The sequence below is a fragment of the Thalassolituus sp. UBA2590 genome (genome assembly GCF_002339775.1).
Lineage (GTDB): Bacteria > Pseudomonadota > Gammaproteobacteria > Pseudomonadales > Oceanobacteraceae > Thalassolituus.
In genome coordinates, this window is sequence record NZ_DDKU01000090.1 from 8,365 (window position 1) to 8,719 (window position 355).

The following is a 355-nucleotide window of genomic DNA, read 5'->3' on the forward strand; positions in this document are numbered from 1 at the left end:
TCAGCTTTGCCACCTGAGCGTACGCAAGGATTGTTTACGCTACTTTACGGACATGCAGATAACTTTATTAACAAGGCGTGATCAGAGCGTTGACCGCCACAGCGGAATCTCTAAAATCCTTGTCTCTCTGCTAAATACAGAGGCCAACACACCGATAAGAATCAGGACTGGATTCAGATGAGCTTACAAAACGGATTCCAACAACTCCGTGATAATTTACAGAAAACCATCATTGGTCAGCCTCAATTGGTGGAGCGACTGCTCCTGACACTATTAGCGGATGGGCACTTATTGGTTGAAGGCGCACCTGGCCTTGCAAAAACCAAAGCCATTAACGCGCTGGCCGACCGAATGG

General features: G+C 47.6%; 1 pseudogene. It reads left to right on the forward strand.

Annotated elements, in window-relative coordinates:
• Window positions 1-177: 177 nt before the first annotated feature.
• Window positions 178-355, forward strand: a pseudogene (locus tag B2067_RS08545) (AAA family ATPase); the annotation flags it as partial.